Source organism: Bacillus sp. FJAT-22090 (genome assembly GCF_007676755.1).
In the GTDB taxonomy this organism is placed as follows: domain Bacteria; phylum Bacillota; class Bacilli; order Bacillales_A; family Planococcaceae; genus Psychrobacillus.
The window spans coordinates 33,804-48,576 of sequence record NZ_VEBK01000021.1 but is presented as its reverse complement, the minus strand read 5'-3'; the positions used below and the strand labels follow the sequence as shown (position 1 = coordinate 48,576).

18 protein-coding genes and 6 tRNA genes are annotated in these 14,773 nt (G+C 37.6%); 1 reads left to right on the top strand and 23 read right to left on the bottom strand.

What is annotated here, in order from left to right:
• Nucleotides 1–73: 73 nt before the first annotated feature.
• From FS486_RS18505 to acpS, 21 genes are all read right to left on the bottom strand, one after another.
• Nucleotides 74–160, bottom strand: a tRNA-Leu gene (locus FS486_RS18505).
• Nucleotides 161–225: 65 nt separating this feature from the next.
• Nucleotides 226–298, bottom strand: a tRNA-Lys gene (locus FS486_RS18500).
• 10 nt (nucleotides 299–308) lie between these two features.
• Nucleotides 309–383: transfer RNA gene (locus FS486_RS18495), tRNA-Gln, on the bottom strand.
• A gap of 3 nt (nucleotides 384–386) precedes the next feature.
• A tRNA-Asp gene (locus FS486_RS18490) sits at nucleotides 387–462 on the bottom strand.
• 26 nt (nucleotides 463–488) lie between these two features.
• Nucleotides 489–560 (bottom strand) — tRNA-Glu (locus tag FS486_RS18485).
• A 7-nt stretch (nucleotides 561–567) separates the two neighbouring features.
• A tRNA-Asn gene (locus tag FS486_RS18480) sits at nucleotides 568–642 on the bottom strand.
• 80 nt (nucleotides 643–722) lie between these two features.
• Complete coding sequence (locus FS486_RS18475) at nucleotides 723–1,193, bottom strand: SprT family protein (protein ID WP_144513691.1); 471 nt, start codon at nucleotides 1,191–1,193, stop codon at nucleotides 723–725.
• Between the two features lie 66 nt (nucleotides 1,194–1,259).
• The gene (locus FS486_RS18470; protein ID WP_144513689.1) at nucleotides 1,260–3,428 is read right to left on the bottom strand and encodes a Tex family protein; all 2,169 of its coding nucleotides are present in this window, start codon (nucleotides 3,426–3,428) and stop codon (nucleotides 1,260–1,262) included.
• Nucleotides 3,429–3,579: 151 nt separating this feature from the next.
• On the bottom strand, nucleotides 3,580–4,176 hold the full coding sequence (locus FS486_RS18465; protein WP_260858158.1) for a PP2C family serine/threonine-protein phosphatase: 597 nt from the start codon (nucleotides 4,174–4,176) through the stop codon (nucleotides 3,580–3,582).
• Nucleotides 4,173–4,958, bottom strand: a complete 786-nt coding sequence (gene sigB / locus FS486_RS18460; RefSeq protein ID WP_144513687.1) for an RNA polymerase sigma factor SigB — start codon at nucleotides 4,956–4,958, stop codon at nucleotides 4,173–4,175. Before sigB ends, FS486_RS18465 begins: the two co-directional genes overlap by 4 nt.
• Nucleotides 4,936–5,406: an anti-sigma B factor RsbW gene (rsbW, locus tag FS486_RS18455; RefSeq protein WP_144513685.1), complete on the bottom strand. Its 471-nt coding sequence runs from the start codon at nucleotides 5,404–5,406 to the stop codon at nucleotides 4,936–4,938. Before rsbW ends, sigB begins: the two co-directional genes overlap by 23 nt.
• Nucleotides 5,393–5,740 carry an anti-sigma factor antagonist gene (locus tag FS486_RS18450; protein WP_144513683.1) on the bottom strand — a complete coding sequence of 116 codons (348 nt, stop codon included), beginning with the start codon at nucleotides 5,738–5,740 and terminating at the stop codon, nucleotides 5,393–5,395. Before FS486_RS18450 ends, rsbW begins: the two co-directional genes overlap by 14 nt.
• A gap of 100 nt (nucleotides 5,741–5,840) precedes the next feature.
• The gene (locus FS486_RS18445; RefSeq protein WP_144513681.1) at nucleotides 5,841–6,839 is read right to left on the bottom strand and encodes a PP2C family protein-serine/threonine phosphatase; all 999 of its coding nucleotides are present in this window, start codon (nucleotides 6,837–6,839) and stop codon (nucleotides 5,841–5,843) included.
• Between the two features lie 15 nt (nucleotides 6,840–6,854).
• A complete protein-coding gene (locus FS486_RS18440) occupies nucleotides 6,855–7,256 on the bottom strand; it encodes an anti-sigma regulatory factor (protein WP_144513679.1) in 402 nt (133 codons plus the stop codon).
• A 6-nt stretch (nucleotides 7,257–7,262) separates the two neighbouring features.
• A complete protein-coding gene (locus FS486_RS18435) occupies nucleotides 7,263–7,625 on the bottom strand; it encodes an STAS domain-containing protein (protein WP_144513677.1) in 363 nt (120 codons plus the stop codon).
• Nucleotides 7,622–8,452 (bottom strand): STAS domain-containing protein, encoded by an 831-nt coding sequence (locus FS486_RS18430; protein WP_144513675.1) that lies wholly within the window; start codon nucleotides 8,450–8,452, stop codon nucleotides 7,622–7,624. The genes FS486_RS18435 and FS486_RS18430 overlap by 4 nt, the downstream gene beginning before the upstream one ends.
• A 167-nt stretch (nucleotides 8,453–8,619) precedes the next feature.
• Nucleotides 8,620–8,970, bottom strand: a complete 351-nt coding sequence (locus FS486_RS18425) for a type II toxin-antitoxin system PemK/MazF family toxin (RefSeq protein ID WP_144513673.1) — start codon at nucleotides 8,968–8,970, stop codon at nucleotides 8,620–8,622.
• Nucleotides 8,971–8,974: 4 nt separating this feature from the next.
• Nucleotides 8,975–9,253, bottom strand: coding sequence for a transcriptional regulator (locus FS486_RS18420; protein WP_260858157.1), 279 nt, complete (start codon nucleotides 9,251–9,253; stop codon nucleotides 8,975–8,977).
• Nucleotides 9,254–9,385: 132 nt separating this feature from the next.
• The gene (gene alr, locus FS486_RS18415; protein WP_144513669.1) at nucleotides 9,386–10,492 is read right to left on the bottom strand and encodes an alanine racemase; all 1,107 of its coding nucleotides are present in this window, start codon (nucleotides 10,490–10,492) and stop codon (nucleotides 9,386–9,388) included.
• A 75-nt stretch (nucleotides 10,493–10,567) separates the two neighbouring features.
• Nucleotides 10,568–11,590: a LolA family protein gene (locus FS486_RS18410; protein ID WP_144513667.1), complete on the bottom strand. Its 1,023-nt coding sequence runs from the start codon at nucleotides 11,588–11,590 to the stop codon at nucleotides 10,568–10,570.
• A gap of 58 nt (nucleotides 11,591–11,648) precedes the next feature.
• Nucleotides 11,649–12,002 (bottom strand): holo-ACP synthase, encoded by a 354-nt coding sequence (gene acpS / locus FS486_RS18405; RefSeq protein ID WP_144513665.1) that lies wholly within the window; start codon nucleotides 12,000–12,002, stop codon nucleotides 11,649–11,651.
• 69 nt (nucleotides 12,003–12,071) lie between these two features.
• Between acpS and FS486_RS18400 the strand changes: the two genes are divergently transcribed.
• A complete protein-coding gene (locus FS486_RS18400) occupies nucleotides 12,072–12,701 on the top strand; it encodes a rhomboid family intramembrane serine protease (RefSeq protein ID WP_144513663.1) in 630 nt (209 codons plus the stop codon).
• A gap of 11 nt (nucleotides 12,702–12,712) precedes the next feature.
• Here FS486_RS18400 and FS486_RS18395 read toward each other — a convergent pair whose 3' ends face one another.
• Both FS486_RS18395 and FS486_RS18390 read right to left on the bottom strand, forming a co-directional pair.
• The gene (locus tag FS486_RS18395) at nucleotides 12,713–14,215 is read right to left on the bottom strand and encodes a PH domain-containing protein (RefSeq protein ID WP_144513661.1); all 1,503 of its coding nucleotides are present in this window, start codon (nucleotides 14,213–14,215) and stop codon (nucleotides 12,713–12,715) included.
• Nucleotides 14,208–14,687: a PH domain-containing protein gene (locus FS486_RS18390; RefSeq protein WP_144513659.1), complete on the bottom strand. Its 480-nt coding sequence runs from the start codon at nucleotides 14,685–14,687 to the stop codon at nucleotides 14,208–14,210. Before FS486_RS18390 ends, FS486_RS18395 begins: the two co-directional genes overlap by 8 nt.
• Nucleotides 14,688–14,773 lie beyond the last annotated feature (86 nt).

Below are 14,773 nucleotides of genomic sequence, written 5' to 3'. Positions count from 1 at the left end.
GGAGTCGAACCCACAACCTTCTGATCCGTAGTCAGACGCTCTATCCAATTGAGCTACGGGCGCATATGTGCTTTGGTGCGGCCGAGAGGACTTGAACCTCCACGGGGTTATCCCCCACTAGGCCCTCAACCTAGCGCGTCTGCCATTCCGCCACGACCGCGTAGTTATTAATTGGAACAAAGCCTATTTTACTCTCATTGAGTAAGTTTGTCAATAACAATTTGATGAGCCATGTAGGATTCGAACCTACGACCCTCTGATTAAAAGTCAGATGCTCTACCAACTGAGCTAATGGCTCGCAAGAAAAATGGCTGGGGTACCTGGATTCGAACCAGGGCATGACGGAATCAAAATCCGTTGCCTTACCGCTTGGCTATACCCCAACATGGCGGTCCCGACCGGGATCGAACCGGCGATCTCCTGCGTGACAGGCAGGCATGTTAACCGCTACACCACGGGACCTTAAAAACTTTTATTAAAAATAGAAATGACCCCTACGGGATTCGAACCCGTGTTACCGCCGTGAAAGGGCGGTGTCTTAACCGCTTGACCAAGGGGCCATATAAATGGCTCCGAAGGTAGGACTCGAACCTACGACCGATCGGTTAACAGCCGATTGCTCTACCACTGAGCTACTTCGGAATAATTTTTGTCGTTTTGTTCTTCTCGACTTTTTCTATTATAAAGACCCTTTTATAAAACGTCAACTACTTTTATGAAATTTATTTAACTTTTTTTGAAGAAACTAAAATAAGATTTCCCAAACACTTGCCACATCTGTATTTGAGCGTGTTTAAACGAATTTTTCGGTTATATTGCAACGAGCATTTTATACATTGATACGTATAGTTTTTAGTTTGAGTACGCTCATTGCGTTCAACCAATTGAGAGCAAAATCTTGGAGAATTCGTTCTTTTTAACAGTTCTCTAAAATCAGCATCTCGGTGTTTATAGCCTTTTCCTTCTATATGTAAATGATAATGACAAAGCTCATGTTTAATTACCCCAATCAATTCTTCCATCCCATGTTTTTCTAAAACAAGTGGGTTAACTTCTATATGATGCGTTCTTAACATATACCTTCCACCGGTAGTACGCAAACGTTTATTAAAAAATGCTCTATGTTGAAAGTCTTTTCTAAAAACATCTTCTGATATATTACAAATTAGTTCAGTCAATTGTTGATCTGTCATTATTTTTCTCTCCTATTGAGAAGAGTTGTCCAATGACTAGACTAGTCCTGGACAACTCTTAATTAGTTACACTTGTTGTTCTGGTGGAAGCATTGTCAGAGCAATTCTCCCTTTGTTCGCATCGAACTGGTCTACCCAAACTGTAACAATGTCGCCTAGTGAAACCACATCGAGTGGATGTTTCACAAAACCTTTTTTCAGTTTTGAAATATGGACAAGTCCATCTTGTTTAACACCCACGTCGACAAAGGCACCAAAATCAACTACATTCCGAACAGTTCCTTGGAGTTCCATTCCTGCTTTTAAATCTTCCAATTTAAGTACATCCGTTTTTAAAATAGGCTGTGGAAAGGCTTCTCGCGGATCACGTGCTGGTTTGATAAGTGTATCTACAATGTCTTTCAACGTGATTTCACCAATTTCTAATTCTTTACTGACTTCCTCTATAGAAATGTTTTTTAAAGCTTCTTCTGCTTCTTTAGAACCTATTTGCTCTTTTTTCAAGCAAGCAATTTCTAAAACTTGTTCAGCCGCCTTATAACTCTCCGGATGAATTCCCGTAGCATCGAATGGATTTTTTGCATCTGGCACTCTTAAAAACCCTATTGCTTGTTCGTATGTTTTAGCACCTAGGCGAGGAATTTTCTTTAATTGTGCTCTCGACGTGAATCTCCCTTGCTCGTTTCGCAAGTTCACGACGTTTTCCGCAACTGTTTTCGATAAGCCCGAAACATATTGTAAAAGAGATGCAGATGCCGTGTTCACATTTACGCCAACTTGGTTAACAGCAGTTTCTACTATAAAGGATAGTGACTCGGATAATTTTTTTTGTGATACATCATGTTGATATTGCCCCACACCAACCGCTTTAGGATCAATTTTTACAAGTTCAGCAAGTGGATCCTGCAGTCTTCTTGCAATTGATACTGCGCTTCGTTGTTCTACTTGTAAATCAGGAAACTCATGTCTGGCTGTTTCGGAAGCCGAATATACACTGGCTCCAGCTTCGTTAACAATAACATATGCAACTTCCCCGTCCACTTCTTTCAAACAATCTACAATAAATTGCTCCGTTTCGCGAGAAGCAGTACCATTCCCAATTGCAATTAGAGAAATTGGATAATTTTTCAAATAAGAAAGAACTTTCTTTTTTGAACCCACTACATCCATTTTAGGTGCGTGTGGATAGATAGCGGATACCTCTAACAGCTTACCTGTGTCATCTACCACCGCCAGTTTACAGCCCGTTCGATACGCAGGGTCCACGCCAAGAATTACTTTTCCCTTTAGTGGTGGTTGGAGTAAAAGGTTACGCAAGTTTTCTGAAAAAATATGGATTGCCTGTGTTTCCGCTTTTTCAGTAAGCTCGGCGCGAATTTCACGTTCCACAGATGGTTGTATGAGTCGTTTATATGAGTCTTCGATTGCCAGTTTTACTTGTTCTATCGCTTCACTTGATGAATGATTAGGTATCCATCTAATTTGCATAATTGTCATTACTTTATCTACCGGTGTATGAAGACTCACTTTTAGTACATCTTCTTTTTCACCACGATTAAGTGCCAGAATGCGATGAGGTACAATTTTTTTCACTGGTTCTTCATATTCATAATACATTTCAAATACATTTTTCTCGTCTAGTTCTGCTTTTTTTACTGAAGAGATGATCATTCCATCTGTGCGTGAAATATTGCGTATTTGCTCACGGTTTTTTGCATCATCTGCAAATTGTTCTGCTAGAATATCCCGAGCCCCTTGAAGAGCATCTTCTACCGTAAGTACTTCTAATTTTTCGTTCAAGAAGTCTTCTGCTAAAACGGAGAGGGACTCTTTCGGGAAAGTCATCAATAAATTAGCAAGTGGTTCTAAGCCCTTCTCCTTTGCCACTGTAGCTTTTGTTCTACGTTTTTGCTTGTAGGGGCGATACAGGTCTTCTAAACGTTGAAGAACTGTTGCATTCTGTATGGAAGCTCTCAATTCTTCTGTTAATTTCCCTTGTTCATCGATTAATCGAATTACTTCTTCTTTACGTTGTTCTAATTGTTGTATGTAGTTGTAGCGATCTTCTACTGCTTTTATTTGAACCTCGTCTAAAGAGCCTGTTTGTTCTTTTCTATAACGCGCGATAAAAGGAACGGTATTTCCTTCCTCTAATAACTTTATAACCTGTTCGGCCTGTGATGATTTTACTCCTGTTTCTTTAGAAACGAGCTGAAGCATTTTCTTGTTTTCCAAAACAAACACACCCTTTTCCAATTAAATTCCTTGGCAGTATTTTGTCACCATTTCCAATTGAGTTTGATTTGCATCCATCTCAATTCAGTACCTGTGACAACTACCTAAAACTTTACTTTAATTTTAACATAAAAAAGCTTACTCTTATGTTCTAGAGTAAGCTTCCTACTATAAATGTAGCATCATCGCCATGTTCAATTACATTCAGCACAGAATTATAAAGGCATTTGGCATTGTGTGAGTTTTTTATTGTTTGTTTTGGGCTGTTCATGTTCACTCCATCAGAATGAAGTAAAAATAAATCATTTTTCATATAGGAGTAAGTTTGTGTCTTTATTTTTTGTTTTCTTCCAGACAAGTACCCCATAACAGGTAAAGGATATATCATTTTATCTGTTTCTTGTTGGTACATATAAAATTTAATATTTCCTACACAACTATAGGATATAGTTTGCACATTGTAATCTATTTTTACGATGGCGACAGCCGCGCCTCTTTTTTGAACCATTCGTTCGTTACAACGTAATAATAATTCATCTAATGATTCTTCGGGGTATTGCTCTAATATTTCTGGAATAATATCCGCCGACTCTTTTGCAACAGGACCATTTCCTAGCCCATCTGCAATCGCACAAAGCATAAAGTCTTTATTTCTAGATACATAATAGGAATCCCCTGATTCTAAATTACCCGTCTTGGCTTCTTGAAATACTAGCAACTCTACTTTCTCGCTTGAAAAATCCTTCACTTCACTACTCCACCTGACGCTAATATTGCCTCTTGCAATTTTTTTATAGCTTTTCGCTGAATTCTTGAAACATGCATTTGAGAAATACCGAGTCGATCTCCTGTTTCCTTTTGGCTCAGCTGCTCCATGTATGTAAGTTGAATTATTTCTTTTTCTCGGTCAGACAAAATACCAAGGGCATTGGCAACGAGTAAACGTTGATCGGTTTTTTCAAACTCTCCGTCTGCCTTTCCAATTACATCAAATAACGTAATCGTGCTTCCATCTGAATCAGATTCTAGTGAATGATCCATTGATAATGCTTGGTAACTTTTCCCCATTTCCATCGCTTCTAGTACATCTTCTACTTCCACACTCAAGTAGTCGGCGATTTCTGGTACTAAAGGGGAGCGTTGTAATTCAACCGTTAACGCTTCAGCTGCTGCTCTTATTCGGGGACCTAGCTCTTTTATCCTTCTAGGCACATGGACTGCCCACGTTTTATCCCGAAGAAATCTTTTAATTTCCCCAATAATGGTCGGAATAGCGAATGCCTCAAAGTTTTTACCGAAAGTCGGGTCATATCTTCTAATTGCCCCTAGTAATCCTAACATCCCTACTTGAACAATATCTTCATGATGGGACTTGCCGTTAGAGTACTTCCTAGAAATAGATTCGACCAACCTAGTGTAGTTCAAAACCAGATTAGTCTGGGCTTCTTCACTTTCCGTCTGTTGGTATTCACTTATCCATTCTAGAATCTTTTCTTTTGATTGCTTGTTAGGAAGAGATGTGTTTGACATTACCATCCACCTGCTCTACTCCGACATGCTTCGTCATAAATACAGTTACACCTTCTTGGTGATGGACTTTTACTTCATCCATTAACGTCTCGATCAAGTATAAACCAAGCCCGCCTTCCCTTAAAAATGAGATTTCTTCGGACTCTTGATAAGGACCCACTTTTGCTTTCGTTTCTTCAAAGTCAAAACTTTTCCCATGATCTGCTACCATGATTTCCATTTTTTCTTTATATAAAGCGCAACCGATCACAACTTCGCCGTCTTCATCAGCTTTATAGGCATGCTGAACAGCATTAGTAATCGCTTCGCTTGCTGCTATTTTCAAGTCTTCTATATCATCATACGTAAATCCAATGCGATTTGCCAAACCCGAAATAGTTAGACGAGCTACACTTACATACTGTGGCTTTGCCGGCACTCGAATTTCAACATAATCAAACGGTTTCATCTATTTTCACCTCTTCACTAATTGTCTGAATATCCATTATTTCTCCTAAACCAGTAATATCAAACAATCGTTTTAAACGAGATGAAAGACCAGTTAACTCCATATGACCGTTTGATGCGTTTACGCTCTTATAAAAGCCTACAAAAACACCTAAACCGGTACTGTCCATATATGATACATCCGTTAAGTCTAATATCACTTGAAGATTTTCTTTTAAATTAATCTCCGTTAATTTTTCTCTAAGGATCGGTGCTGTAAATGCATCAATCTCTCCTCTAATAATACCTTGTACTTTTTGCATATCTTCTTGATGTAATTCAACCGAAATGTTCATTCATTTATCCCCCGTTTTCCCTATATAGTTTTCTATACCACCAATTAGCCCTCGCTAAACATTTTTACCTTGGCATTTGAACATATTGCTGTTTATAAGGTTAAACTTTTTTGAAAATGACAAGCGTAAAATCATCTCGTTGTTCAAAGTCTTGTAGCTCTTCTAATTTATGAAACACGTATTCTACCATTTCCTGTGCAGATAGATCTCTTACGCTCTCAATAATATCCATGATAGTTTTTTGTTCTATAAAACCTTCTTTTGAACGACATTCTGTTACGCCGTCCGTCATCATCACAATAAAATCACCTTTATCAAGTATGATTGAATGTTGTTCATACTTTACATTCGGAATAACACCCAACAATAGACCTTTTGCTTGTAACTCTGAAAAACTGCATGATTTGGCACAGTAAAAAAGGGGTGGTTCATGTCCAGCAGAAGCATATGTAAACTCGCTTTTTGATGTATCATATTTTCCATAAAACATAGAAATAAACATTGAGTCGCTAACACTTTTCTCTACGATTCGATTGATGACGTCCAACACAATTACTGGATTCGTCTCTGCCCCATTCAAACTGTCCATACCATATTTAATCATAGACATGCAAAGAGCTGCCGGGATGCCTTTCCCGATGACATCTGCTACTGCGATACCTACTGTAGTGTTGTCATGTAAAAAGTGGGTATAATCTCCGTTCATTTCTTTGGCTGGTACGGTAATAATACCAATATCTAAATCAATTACTTTTGGCACTGTGGTTTTGAGTAAAGTTTGCTGTACATTCGCAGCAAGCTCCATCTCCATTTTTAAATCATGCTGCTTTTGTAGTAAAGTTTGATGTTCTTTTAAGGCTAGTCCATAACGGACCATTACCTCTATTAATAAATCAAAAGAATGCCATACATCGCCTGGTAACTCCAACATTAGCTCTTCTAAAGATGCTTTATGGATACTGATGACTTCTTCAGGAGAGATATTCTTTTGGATCAATTGTTTACTAATATTTTGGCCTTCATACAAATTATGCTCAGTTTGTTTCAGAATATACTTTTCTAAAATTTCCTTATATTGCTTCTTAAATTCTTGAGGCATTCTTCATTTTACCTCCTACCTCATCCACTTGGTTGCACTAATTGTCGTACCTTCCCCTAAAATTGTTTCAACCTTAAAGTCGTCCATGAGCCTCTTTACTCCAGGTAAGCCAGCTCCTAGTCCACCCGATGTCGTATAGCCATCTTCCATTGCTTTACGAACGTCTGATATACCCGGTCCTTTGTCAGATGCAATAACTAATAATCCTTTAAGATTGCCTTCTGCAATTTGCTTTATTTCTATGTTACCTTTCCCTGCATATAAATAAATATTGCGAGCAAGCTCACTGATTGCCGTTGTAATTCTCGCTTGGTCAACTGTTCCAAAGCCTACATCTTTCGCTTCATTTCTTCCAAGCTGTCGAGCAGCAACAATGTCCCACTCCGTTATAATATCAACAGAAGACTTAATGTTCATAATGGATTAGTCCTCCAATTCTCGTTCTAATTTTTCCAATCCATTTTCTAAATCTAGGGCCGTTACGACATTTTCTAGCCTAATACCTAGTTCAATCAGCGTGATTGCAACGGCAGGTTGAATACCGGTAATGACAACTTTTGCTCCCATTAAGCCTGACATACTAATTACATCGCCGAGCACTTTCGCAATGAATGAATCAATGAAATCGATAGGAGTCAAGTCTAATACCACCCCTCTAGCTGCTGTGGTATGCAACTTGGCCAACAAGTCTTCTTGAAAAGCTATAGCGGTTTGATCATCTAACTCCCATTGGATAGAAACGATTAAACAATCTCTTAATTTTAAAATTGGAATCCTTGTTATCATGATAAGTCCACCTCTACTATTGCTCTATTCGTTAATGCAAGTGCTTGTTCCATTCCTCTTTGCAAGGTGCTAGTTGTAGTAAAATCATTTAAATTTATACCAAGTGTTACAATGGTTTGTGCAATTTCTGGTCGAATGCCAACAAGCATACATTTTGCACCCACTAACCGAACAGCATCTGCCGCTTGAATAATGTGATGAGCAACCATTGTATCTACCACTGGAACACCAGTAATATCGAGCAATACAACTTCCGCTCGATGTTTTACCACACCCTGCAGTAAATTTTCCATGATGAGCTTGGCACGCTCTGTATCAATTGTTCCAACTAAAGGCATAACAGAAATTTTATCGAACACCGGAATAAGTGATGCGGAAAGTTCTTGCAATGCTATTTTTTGTAAGTCTACTGTTTTTTCCCAAACTTTAGAGTATGCATCTACAACACTATGATTAAGTGGTGTAATCCATTTAGTCAACACTTCTCTAAATGATTTATAATTACTTTCATTTAAAAATCCTACTTCTTCCATTTTTTCGTAAATTACTTCTGTAAAGTTTGTTAATGCTCTTAACACGAATGACATTGACCAGCCATAGCGAACAATTTGGACTGAAAAATCATTTAGTTTGCCATCATATGTCTCTTCACCTTCTGTTAAACTAGAAATCATCAGGTCTCCAAATTCATGCACCGTATTATCAATGACTTGGTTAGACATGACTTGAAAGAAACGATCATCCTTGTCATCCTCCATCAATGCCTTCCATCTTTCTAATATTTCATCAATATTTTCATGAATGTATGCTGCAATCTGTTTGTTCATCTTTACGAGTACATCTCCTCATATAAATATTAGTATCTATATTGTAACGAATAGTGAAGTGATTTACATCTTTTAAACATGATTCAGTAGAAATTACCAACTTTACTAGCAAAAATTAAAAAACACAATGCGTATTTGTCGGTTACACATTGCGTTTTGTCTATGTATTAAAATTTTACTATTCCTAAGCTAATACCTAAAGCATGATCTACCTCACACATGACGTCTTCATTCAAATGTGTAATTTTATCCGTTAACCTAGACTTATCTATCGTACGCAATTGTTCTAACAAGATAACCGAATCGCGTTCAAAATCATACTGCTTCGCGTTGATTTCCACATGTGTAGGCAATTTTGCTTTTTGAATTTGTGCAGTAATTGCCGCAATGATGACAGTAGGACTGAATCGATTTCCTATATCATTTTGTATCACCAAAACGGGTCTGGTTCCACCTTGTTCAGACCCGATTACTGGTGACAAATCTGCAAAAAAAACGTCCCCACGTTTTACGATCAAATTTTCATCCTCCACTTACGAGTCGCTCTGTCGTATGTTGTGCTTCATATTCTGCATGTAAACATTCCGAACAGATGGATAAGTTTATATGAGACATTTCAACATAACCTTTCATCATCGCTTCTCTTATAAGATTTGCCTGGCCTTTCTTAACATATTCATTTGCTTGGACACGAACGATACTTTCACTAGTTAATGATTGTTTAACAATCTTTACTCCTTCATTAACTATTTGCTTCGGAAGCTCTATTATCGCTTCCTTTTTCTTTTTATCACTTACCACAGCAAACACCTCCGACAAAACATTTCCCTATATGACAATATACTTAATCTTACCATTACTAGAGGCATAATAAAAGACATTATAAGAAATGGTTAGACAAATCATGCATTAAGTACGAGTTTTGTCGAATTATTATTTACTATATAATCTAGGGAGTCTGTTAGAAAAGGTACAACAAATTTCATATGGTATTGTCTGCAAAGCGTTTGCCCATTCTTCTATTTTAATCTCTTCCTTCACTTGTTTCCCTAGCAACACAACTTTTTCACCGATATCTACCTGTTCATCCAAACGAATCATACATTGATCCATGCAAATTCTACCTATAATCGGAACTCTTCTTCCTTTTATTAACACTGATTGGCTATGCAGCTTTCTAAGTAACCCATCTGCATAACCAATCGGAAGCGTTGCAATCCATTCATCCGACTTGGCTGTGTATGTCGCACCATAGCCAATCGTAGTACCTTTGCTTACTTTCTTCACATGCACTACCTCTGTATGTAGGGAAAGTGCTTTTTCTAAAGAAAACGGAAGACTTTCATCCATCCAGGGAGATGGAGCAATTCCATACATCGATATACCGTAACGTACAGCATCATAGTTTTGACATGAGTACCTAAGAGCAGCAGCACTATTCGACGTGTGCACGACGGATGGTCTTTTTTCGAACAATTGAAGCAATCGTTCGAATGTTGCTACTTGCTTTTTAAAGTGCTCTTCCCCTTCTTCATCAGCGGTCGCAAAATGCGTATAGACCCCTGTTACCTCTATCCACTCTCTTTCTTGAATAAAGGCTAATGCCTTGAGTAATTCTTGTTCATGTACTATACCAATTCTTCCCATGCCACTATCTATTTTAATATGCACTTTAAAAGAATCTGTAAAATGACGAGTAGCATGTAGCCATTCTAATGAATATGCTGTTAAGGTGATATTTCGTTCTGAAGCTTCCTGTAAAAAAGAAATGGGGGAAGCTCCTAGAACAAGTATATCTACAGTTATTCCTGCATTTCTCAACTGCAAGGCTTCCTCAGGAGAAGCTACTGCCAGGCAGGAAGCACCCGCTTCGAGAGCAGCTTTTGAGATTTCAACCGCACCATGTCCATACGCATTTGCTTTTACTATTGCCATTATTTCTGTGTTCTCCGCCAATGTTTCTTTCAAGCGTTTAATATTGGAGCGAATTGCTTGTAAATTTATTTGGATATATGTTGGTCGGTAGTATGTCTGCGACATGTGACTTCCCTCTTTTTCCCTCAGTTTGATTTAACCTATTATCCTACTCGAAGGAAGCCATCGTCAAATAAAAAATCATTTTAGTCCAGCTATTGTCATAGATGCCGCTACTTCAATCATCTCTTCTTTACTCAAAGTGGAAGATGCAATGAAAAACGACATTCCATCTTGTTCCCAAGAAAGTGATTGGTCTGTTACTGCCCCGATAGCTACACCTAAATCTACTGGGTCACCCGGTGCAAATACTGGAATAGTAGAGGATACACTTGGATCACTTAGCTGTTGAATAATAGTAAATTCCTTGTCACCACTAAATGTCAAAACAACTTGTTTGTCATCTTCTGCATTCATTACTTTTTCATCGATTAAGTGAACATTATCCCATTGGATCACTGGATAATGTGTTTCAAATTCAGGGTTATCCATTTCTGCAGATGCCTCTACAGTGTCCCCCTCAGTTTTACCGGTTGGCGTTGAATCTATTTTGTACTCCCCTGCAGCATGCGTTTTCCCAAGGGATACTTGTTTAAATTTGATATGGATCTGTTCTTCTTTATTTTCATTTAATATCGAAACTTCTTTTGGCAATAAAGTCTTTTTGTCGATATAAATCTTTTGGGAAGGCAACATGTTTTTATGATTATTCGTTGTTTTTGTTTCAAATACATAGTTATTTCCTTCTTCTTTAAACGTAGAAGATTTATCTTTTTTAATGTCTTGCGCAAGAGAACCAATTAAGTATGCTTGGCTATTTTCCGCTGGCCAATTGCTTTGGAACTTATACGTTTTGTTAAGTGCCGGTGTTACAACAAAAACTCCTTCTGTATTACGAACAATCATTTGCGTGTTTTCAGCATTTGCATCGGACACTTTGACTTTGTAAAAATCAGGCTTTGTATGCCAAACTTCCACATCATACACTCTTGGGTCTTGACCAGTTAAAATACTCATCTCCGCAGTTAACTCGTATCCTTTTGCATCCACCCACTTATTACTCAGTTTTTTTAATACGTCTTCTTTTGACTCGGCCCCACATGCAGAAAGTACCATGATCATCATTGCTAATACAAATAACATTTTAGCCACTCGGCTTTTCAATCAGTCCATCCTTTCTATTATCACTGCGTTCGTTCATTGTATGTAGTTGGACGACCGGTTATGATTGGAGAATTACTTGGGCAGCTGCATATTCTTTTGTATGAGTGATTGAAACAAAGCCATTAACCGGGTTTCCTTTAAAATATAAACTTGGTTTCCCATTATTTTCTCGAAAAATTTCAATATCATGAAAGCTACATTCTTTTCCGATTCCCGTTCCTAGCGCCTTTGAAAATGCTTCTTTTGCTGCAAACCTTCCGGCTAAAAACTCGATTTGTCGTTGTTCTGATAGCAATTGCATTTGCATTTTTTCTTTATTCGTTAGTATACGATCCTCAAATTTTGTAGTTTTCTTTTTTATTGTTTTAATTCTTGTTAGTTCTGTGATGTCTAATCCTATCCCAGTAATCATGAAATGTTTCTCCTTTCCAAATGAAGTTATTACAGGCTATACTATTAGTAGAAAATTTGAGGTGAAATAATGTTTACGAGAAGAGAAAATTTTAAACAATATGTTACACTCTATCCAGTCGTTTCTACTTTACTGGCATTAAATATCGTCATTTATATTTTGACCAATATCCCAATTTTAGGAGAGCCTTTATTTAGATTCGGTATCGGCTTTAATCTTCTAATTAGTGAAGGGGAGTATTGGCGTTTAATTACTCCGATGTTTTTACACGCGACGATTATGCATTTGTTATTTAATATGTTTTCGTTGTTCTTATTTGGTCCAGAGCTAGAGCAAATTGCTGGAAAAGCGCGCTTTTTAACTATTTATTTGTTAGCAGGTCTTGTAGGAAACGTCGCTACTTATTTAATTCATAGTTGGGATTATCAGAGTGTCGGTGCAAGTGGAGCTATTTACGGCATGTTAGGTGCATTTGGAGCTTTAGTTTATTATACGAAAAATTTGTTACCTCAGCTCAAACAAATCATTGTTCCTATTATCGTCATTGGTGTTATTATGACATTTCTTCAATCAAATATTAATGCAACAGCTCATATTGCAGGTTTAATAACGGGATTCGTTATAGGAATTATTTATTTTCATCCGAAACGAATTGCTGCGTGGAGAAAACGCAAAAGCAAACTGAAGTCTGTGAAGTAAAAAGAACAGCCCTATTCTAGTGGCTGTTCTTTTTCTATATCGTTTTTTCGGTTCGGTTCATACCAACTCAAAAGCATTTCAGCATCTGTTTTTTCGATATGTGGGATCGTTGTAGATGTACCCGTCACCCCCGATTTAATCGTTGTAATAATAGACGAAACGTTTGCTCTTCTTTGAAAAAATGTTGTGCGTTCCGTCATGGATTGGATTCGCCTTTTTTCCATCCAGACAGTAACTTTGCTAAATAGTCGATATTGTACGACCAACTGATGTGTGTTCATATAAAACCCCGCTGTCCTTTGTTGCCAGATTCCATACCCATAACTTATTGGAAATAACAGCAGCGAGAATAATCCAAATGGATAAAAAAAGTAACTAACAGCTCCTGCAACTGGAATCATCCAAATATAATCCAATCGGTAGAAATACTTTCTTGATCTTTTCGGGACTTTTGTAAAAACAGGCTCAAGTTGAAGCTCTGGGAATATGTTAGCTAAAGTCGGAATGATTTCTGTTTTTTTAATTAGCGGAAGTAGTCGGATCTTTTCATCTTTTTCTGCTAAGGAACCCCCAGCGCTATCGACAATCACAGTGGCATATCCCATTAACTGACGCAGCGGATTTTCCACAACCCGGATTCCTTGAATTCGAGAAAGAGGAATCGTTATTTTCTTCTTCTCTAGTAAACCTCTAGTTATAATAATCTCATCGTCTTCTACCTTAATCGTAAACTGGTAGTAATTAATAAATGTAAGAATGACGGAAAAAATCCAAGCGGTTAACACTACGACAAAAACGGCTAATGCTATAATTAATGCTCCAAACCTAATAAACACTACGATTTCATCGTATATCATTTCATAAGGAATTACATTTGAAAATTGAGAGGCGAACACCGCCAGCCCCGAGAAAAACACTCCTACTCCTCCAGACGTACTTGCTAATACAAATAAGTCCTTTCCTGACATCTTGAAAATTGATCGTTTTTCTGTGTTTACTAGTTGTTCTAATTCCTTTGTTTCATCTAAATCTACCTGTAGTTTATTTTTTGCCTGTAGCATTTCATTTTTAATCTGATCAGCGGCGATTTTCGTAATGGCTGTCAGCTCTGCATCCGCTTCTTTTGTTGGACCCCCACCAGCAGTTTCTACTTTTACCTTTACAAGTCCAAATGGTCTATGGAAAATACCTTCTGTATAATTCAAACTTTGAATACGTTCAAAAGGAATGTATCGCTTTTTCTTTACGAATAACCCATACTCTATACGTAATTCCTGCTCTTCAAACCAATACCTAAATCGTTTCCATTTTATAATCCCACTAACTAACAAAAAGATAAGAACAACTCCGTAAATACCATATGTAATATAAGATGACCAACTACCAGAATCCCCACTTCCGCCGAATCCATTGACCGCGAACACCACCACTAGCGGTATGATCATTTCTTTTAATACTTTTACGAAATTAATAACTGCTGATATTGGATGCAATGTATATTTTTCTTTAGACATCGTCTTCCGCCACCCTTGCAAGCACAGAAATTCTGGCACGAAGTTCATCTGCTTCCGCAGTAATAAGTGCTGGTATCGTATGATTAGTTGCAGCTGTAGAAATTGTAATAGACGCCAAATCATATTTTCTTAAAATTGGTCCTTGTTCCGTATCTACATGTTGCACGCGAACCATTGGGACTAACGTCCGTTTCACAACAAATAAACCATGTTGTAATTCTATCTCTTGTTCACGAACTTCATATCGCCATCGCATCCACCGAACTCTTGGAAATAAATAAATTAATAAATATGCTATTAGTAGCACAACAGCCATCACCACTATGTACAACCATATGTATTCACCGGTAAAGAAATTTACGACACTTATACCTATACCAATCAAAAAGGCAATTAGCGTTTGAAAAACACCATATATCCTCCATACACGCAGACCTTTTTCAGATATTCTATTAATTGGTTCATTTCTCATATTTAGCACCTCTTCTCTGTCATTGTATACGATTTCAACGACAAAATGTTTCAAAAACTGTAATATTATTTTTCGTTTGCTATTCT

Excerpts from the sequence above, each read along its gene's own strand:
- rsbW (WP_144513685.1), bottom strand. The coding sequence starts at position 5,406 with ATGAAACCGTTTGATTATGTTGAAATTCGAGTGCCGGCAAAGCCACAG.
- FS486_RS18445 (WP_144513681.1), bottom strand. The coding sequence starts at position 6,839 with ATGCCTCAAGAATTTAAGAAGCAATATAAGGAAATTTTAGAAAAGTAT.
- FS486_RS18435 (WP_144513677.1), bottom strand. The coding sequence starts at position 7,625 with ATGATAACAAGGATTCCAATTTTAAAATTAAGAGATTGTTTAATCGTT.
- acpS (WP_144513665.1), bottom strand. The coding sequence starts at position 12,002 with ATGATTACTGGGATAGGATTAGACATCACAGAACTAACAAGAATTAAA.
- sigB (WP_144513687.1), bottom strand. The coding sequence starts at position 4,958 with ATGTCAAACACATCTCTTCCTAACAAGCAATCAAAAGAAAAGATTCTA.
- FS486_RS18395 (WP_144513661.1), bottom strand. The coding sequence starts at position 14,215 with ATGTCTAAAGAAAAATATACATTGCATCCAATATCAGCAGTTATTAAT.
- FS486_RS18390 (WP_144513659.1), bottom strand. The coding sequence starts at position 14,687 with ATGAGAAATGAACCAATTAATAGAATATCTGAAAAAGGTCTGCGTGTA.
- FS486_RS18450 (WP_144513683.1), bottom strand. The coding sequence starts at position 5,740 with ATGAACATTTCGGTTGAATTACATCAAGAAGATATGCAAAAAGTACAA.
- alr (WP_144513669.1), bottom strand. The coding sequence starts at position 10,492 with ATGTCGCAGACATACTACCGACCAACATATATCCAAATAAATTTACAA.
- FS486_RS18475 (WP_144513691.1), bottom strand. The coding sequence starts at position 1,193 with ATGACAGATCAACAATTGACTGAACTAATTTGTAATATATCAGAAGAT.
- FS486_RS18400 (WP_144513663.1), top strand. The coding sequence starts at position 12,072 with ATGTTTACGAGAAGAGAAAATTTTAAACAATATGTTACACTCTATCCA.
- FS486_RS18430 (WP_144513675.1), bottom strand. The coding sequence starts at position 8,452 with ATGAACAAACAGATTGCAGCATACATTCATGAAAATATTGATGAAATA.
- FS486_RS18440 (WP_144513679.1), bottom strand. The coding sequence starts at position 7,256 with ATGAACATTAAGTCTTCTGTTGATATTATAACGGAGTGGGACATTGTT.